This window comes from Vibrio sp. 10N.261.46.A3, assembly GCF_041472995.1.
In the GTDB taxonomy this organism is placed as follows: Bacteria; Pseudomonadota; Gammaproteobacteria; order Enterobacterales; family Vibrionaceae; genus Vibrio; species Vibrio coralliirubri.
This window is the reverse complement of the sequence record NZ_JBFRRH010000036.1, coordinates 10,046-14,531: the sequence shown is the minus strand read 5'-3', so window position 1 is coordinate 14,531 and position 4,486 is coordinate 10,046. Positions and strand designations below refer to the sequence as shown.

Here is a 4,486-nt window from a genome sequence, read left to right as displayed (position 1 = left end):
GCATCTCGCATCTCGCATCTAATTTTTATTCGCTTGAACAGGCATTCTGGTATATAAACATCTACCTAACCTTTAAATGTTAAGCGACCGAAATAAATGACCGCACCGACCACTATGACGTTCTTCGAACGTTTTGAAACTGACATCCTTTCTGGCAAGAAGACGATTACTATTCGCGATGAATCTGAACGTGACTACCAGCCAGGTAGTGTTGTGGAAGTATCGACGCTAGAGCAAGGCCGTGTGTTCTGTAATCTTAAGATCATCAGCGTTGAACCAATCCTATTTGATGACTTAGGTGAGTTCCATGCTCAGCAAGAGAACATGACGCTGCAAGTACTGAAAGACGTGATTCAAGATATCTATCCAGGTATCTCTCAGCTGTATGTGGTTTCTTACGAGCTTGTGTAGCCCGCTTTAAATAGAATTGGTTGATCAATACCGCGTCTAACGCAGAGCAATGAGAAAGGGAAGTCACAATGAGTGAATTACAGAATGGTGCAGCTCAGCAAATTTTGCTCCAACTTTATTGTCGTGAGCAAAATGAGCAGCCGTTAATTTCTAGAACTGATCTCGACATTGCTCTTTATGATAGCAAAGGCTTTCTAGCGTGGCGTGATACAAAGCGTGACTTTACGGTCAGTGATATCGAGAATCGAGTTTGGGTGAAGAGCTGCCCCGGCGGTTACATCACTGAAGTGCACTTCAATGCTGACGGTTCTTTGATTGAATATCGTTTGTTCGATCGATTTGAAACAACAGGGCAGTGGCAACTAAAAGATGGTTTGTTACACGTCGAGATTTTGAAGGGTGAAAATCGCTACCAGTTTTCTGTTGTGGCTCGTGCTGATCTTAATATTCACTCTGCGGTGGAATATAAAAATGATGAGCTGCACTCGTATTTGAAATTGGTGCAGGCTGAGCGTTAATCCCTTTTAACCGACCTTGCTTGTCCATTAAAATAAGTGATGTTCCAAGAATAACAAAGCCAACAGTGATGTTGGCTTTGTTGTTTTCAATCTGACTGAATACTTCTATTAAGCTTCGAAGTTCGCCAATCGAGTATAAAGCTCGCTGTCTTGATCTTGCTTTGCACAAATCGTCAGTAGGTCTTCAATAAAGTACTTTAATGCGCGAGCTTCGATACGACGAATACCTTGTTGTTGTTCTTCAGTTAGGTAGCCGTAGATAGTCGCAGCGCCAAAGTCACCAAAGATCATCTGACCTTGTTCATTAACCAAAGTGTTGTGAGCGTATAGATCACCATGACAGACCTTGTTGGCATGAAGGTGTTCAAACACATCAACCATCTGTTCGGTAATGCTATTAATCTGAGCAATTGAAAGCTCGAAGCCTTCATTGAACGTATCGCGAGTACAGCTTTCAAGAGTAGGGGGTAAGCCTAGGTTGTAATAGTTGCTTGGGATAAGCTCCATCACTAATGCGAGATAGTCTGGTTCATCGACTTGAGCTATCGACTTCACTAGGTTGCTATGATAACCAGCCTGCAAACAAGCTTCGAGCTCATCGTGTGGGTAACCGTCGCTTGTTACTTCACCTTTAAATACTTTTACAGCGACTTCCTGTGGGAAATCAAAATCACCGTTCACCCAGTTAGCATGTGAAATTACGCCAGACGCACCTTGACCAAGTACTTGATTCAGTGAGTAGCATTGCGAGCTTACTGCGGGCACGCTATCTAAGCTGCTCGGGTGTTTGCAGAATGGGTTACCCGCAAACGCTAACCAAGCCAGCTTTGGTAGCTTAATAAGGAACTCAGGGAATTCAATCAGTTGGTTTGCAGACAGACGAACTAGCTCAAGGTTGGATAGGTTTTCCATGCTTTTTGGTAACACGCGAATCTTGTTACCCGCCAATGCCAGTTTCTGTAGCCGCGGTCTTTCACCTAGTGAGCTAGGCAGAACCTCAATCTCATTGTCTGTCAGGATCAACCAACGTAGTTGAGTCGGCAGAGACTGCTCGCTAACGGTTTTGATTTGGTTGGTTTTGAAGCCAACCATTTCGAGCTTAGGAAGAGTACCTAGAACATCAGGCAGGTGCGTAAACAGGTTATTCGACGCGAAGATAATACGCAGGTTAGTTAGCTTTGATAACTCGGCTGGTAGGTCTGACAGCTGATTACCTGAAAGGTCTAGGATCTCAAGAGAATCTGCAAGCTCAATGATTTCTAGAGGAAACTCGGTGAGACCTTCTGATAGTTTTAAGCGCTTAATACCTTTAAGTTGCCCTGATTTTAATTGTTCTAGAGTATGCAAACCTTAGCCTTATGAATAGATGTTCGAGGCGCGTAGTTTACTTGTCTCAACCGAGAAAGGCGAGCATCAGTAATGAAGCTCGCCTAACAGGCTTAAGACTCAAGGTTTAGGGGCATGGACTAAAGCTTTATATGGTTTTGGCTAACGCCGACTTCCTCAACAAAATCGCTATCATGACTGACCAAGATGAATGCACTCTGGTATTCACGCAGAGCCGAAGCCAATATTTGCTTTGAGTCTATGTCCAAGTGATTGTCTGGTTCATCAAGTAGAAGAAGCGGGGCATCCTGTTTATGGCTGACGATCAACATCGCCAGCTTCATTTTCTCGCCACCACTGAGGTGAGCGACTTTGCGATATACAGACTCTCGCCTGAATCCAATTCCTGCTAGCAGGGTTCGCGCGTCGCTCTCTGTTAATCCAAAGCTGTGCGTCATTAAGCTATCGAACATCGTCTCGTTGGTGTCTAACAGGCCAAAGTGTTGGTCCAAATAGACGGTCGCCCCCAAGCGCTTAATCGAGCCTTTATAATTGGTGTGTTGACCGTGAATCGCTTTTAACAGTGTCGACTTTCCACACCCATTAGCACCGGTTAGATAACACCGTTCCCCTTGTGATAAAGAGAAACTGATGGGCGCACCAGAGCCGTAAATAAGGCGGCAGTTTTCAACGGTTAACAAAGAGCTCTTTTTACTGCTATTAATTTGCTGTAGATACAAAGCTTGTGGTTTCAGCCGTTCCTTCTGTTTTTTAAGCGACTGAAGTTTATGTTGGTTTTGGTCAATGACATTCCTTTGGCTTGTCGCAGACGCGGCTTGGCTTTGTCCTGCTTTATCTTTCATCGCATCCAATAAGATCTTGGGTTGGCTACCTGACTTTCTGAGTCGGTTTCCCTGAGATTCTCGCTGTTGCGCCTTTTCCTTGTTGGCTTGAGCTTGACGCTCGAGTCGTTTCTTTTCGGACTGATGATGCGCAATCTGTTTGTCTAGCGCTTCGCTTTGACTGGACACTTGTTTGAAGTAATCATCATAATTTCCTTTATAGAAACGTACGCCCAAGTTGTTGAGGTGGTATATCCCCTCCATTTGCCTCAATAAGCTGCGATCATGGCTGACGACTAGTATTTTGCCTTCAAACATTTGGCATTGTTCGAGTAGCCAATTGCGTCCGTCGTTATCCAAATGGTTTGAAGGCTCATCGAGGATCAGTATGTCGTTATTTGATACGAACAGATGATGAAGCTGTAGCAAGGCGAGTTGTCCACCACTCAAAGAGCAACAGGGCGTGTTCAAATCACTAGTGATCTTTAATGTACCTAGCAACTGCTGGGTACATGCCTCTAGATCCCAATCATCACCAATGATATTGAAGTGCTGCAATTCACAGCTACCTTGTTCTATGGCGCTTAATGCTTCTAACTTTTCGGTGCGCCCTAAGAAGTCAGCGATGGTGATGTTGGTATCCAGTAGCTTTGATGGTAACTGAGAGTAAAAGCCGATTGAACCTTGGCGCGAAACACTGCCCGTTGTGGGCTGTTTTTGTCCAACGAGTAATGAAAGCAACAATGACTTTCCAGCCCCATTTCTTCCGACTAAGCCGGTGAGGCGTGTGCTCAAATTAAAGGTGATCTCTTTGAATAACCACTCACCAGTATCGAGTTGGAATGAGAGATTGTTGGCTAATATAGTAGGCATAGAAATACCTCCCTTTACGTGTAACGAGTAAAAGGGGTGAGGCGCTTTTTCTATACAGAACCCTACACAGAATTCTATGTATAGATCGCCAAAGACGTTACTTAGGTAGTATGCCAATCAAAGATAGGAAATAGAGTGCTGATCTGATTTCTGTCTTTAAGGTGCTGATCTTAAAGATGTTTGTTTGTCAAAAAACGGATCTTTAAGAGCTTGATTTGTCGCAAAAGTAGATGACGAAGTAACGCCCACTAACCCCGAGTGTCCAAATGATTTTTATAAAAATAAATCGGATGTCAGGATGTTAGTACTTCATTATGGCGTTATTCTCTTTTGAAATGATGGTGGGATGGTACTGAAAGAACGTACTCAGAGTCAATATGCTGAAGTGATTAAATTGTGTTCAAATAATTAAAGCGCCTGTGTGGCGCTTTAGTGATCATTATTGGAAATAAATTGAGTCTAGAATTTATATCTTTGGGTTCAGAGCTTAGAGCTTGAGCTTAGAGCTTAGAGCTT

General features: G+C 43.6%; 4 protein-coding genes. 2 read left to right on the top strand and 2 right to left on the bottom strand.

Annotation, left to right across the window (positions count from 1 at the left end; all coding sequences use genetic code 11):
- Positions 1-96: 96 nt before the first annotated feature.
- Positions 97-411 carry a N(4)-acetylcytidine aminohydrolase gene (yqfB, locus tag AB4484_RS10250; RefSeq protein WP_004733516.1) on the top strand — a complete coding sequence of 105 codons (315 nt, stop codon included), beginning with the start codon at positions 97-99 and terminating at the stop codon, positions 409-411.
- Positions 412-479: 68 nt separating this feature from the next.
- A complete protein-coding gene (locus AB4484_RS10245; RefSeq protein ID WP_372077905.1) occupies positions 480-929 on the top strand; it encodes a hypothetical protein in 450 nt (149 codons plus the stop codon).
- Between the two features lie 108 nt (positions 930-1,037).
- On the opposite strand, the gene AB4484_RS10240 is transcribed toward AB4484_RS10245, so the two are convergent.
- Together AB4484_RS10240 and AB4484_RS10235 are read right to left on the bottom strand one after the other, a co-directional pair.
- A complete protein-coding gene (locus AB4484_RS10240) occupies positions 1,038-2,276 on the bottom strand; it encodes a leucine-rich repeat-containing protein kinase family protein (protein WP_372077903.1) in 1,239 nt (412 codons plus the stop codon).
- A 119-nt stretch (positions 2,277-2,395) separates the two neighbouring features.
- The gene (locus AB4484_RS10235) at positions 2,396-3,970 is read right to left on the bottom strand and encodes an ABC-F family ATP-binding cassette domain-containing protein (RefSeq protein WP_372077901.1); all 1,575 of its coding nucleotides are present in this window, start codon (positions 3,968-3,970) and stop codon (positions 2,396-2,398) included.
- Positions 3,971-4,486 lie beyond the last annotated feature (516 nt).

What these genes read in the sequence shown, in the direction of transcription:
- yqfB (WP_004733516.1), top strand. Translation starts at nt 97, where the DNA reads ATGACCGCACCGACCACTATGACGTTCTTCGAACGTTTTGAAACTGAC.
- AB4484_RS10245 (WP_372077905.1), top strand. Translation starts at nt 480, where the DNA reads ATGAGTGAATTACAGAATGGTGCAGCTCAGCAAATTTTGCTCCAACTT.
- AB4484_RS10235 (WP_372077901.1), bottom strand. Translation starts at nt 3,970, where the DNA reads ATGCCTACTATATTAGCCAACAATCTCTCATTCCAACTCGATACTGGT.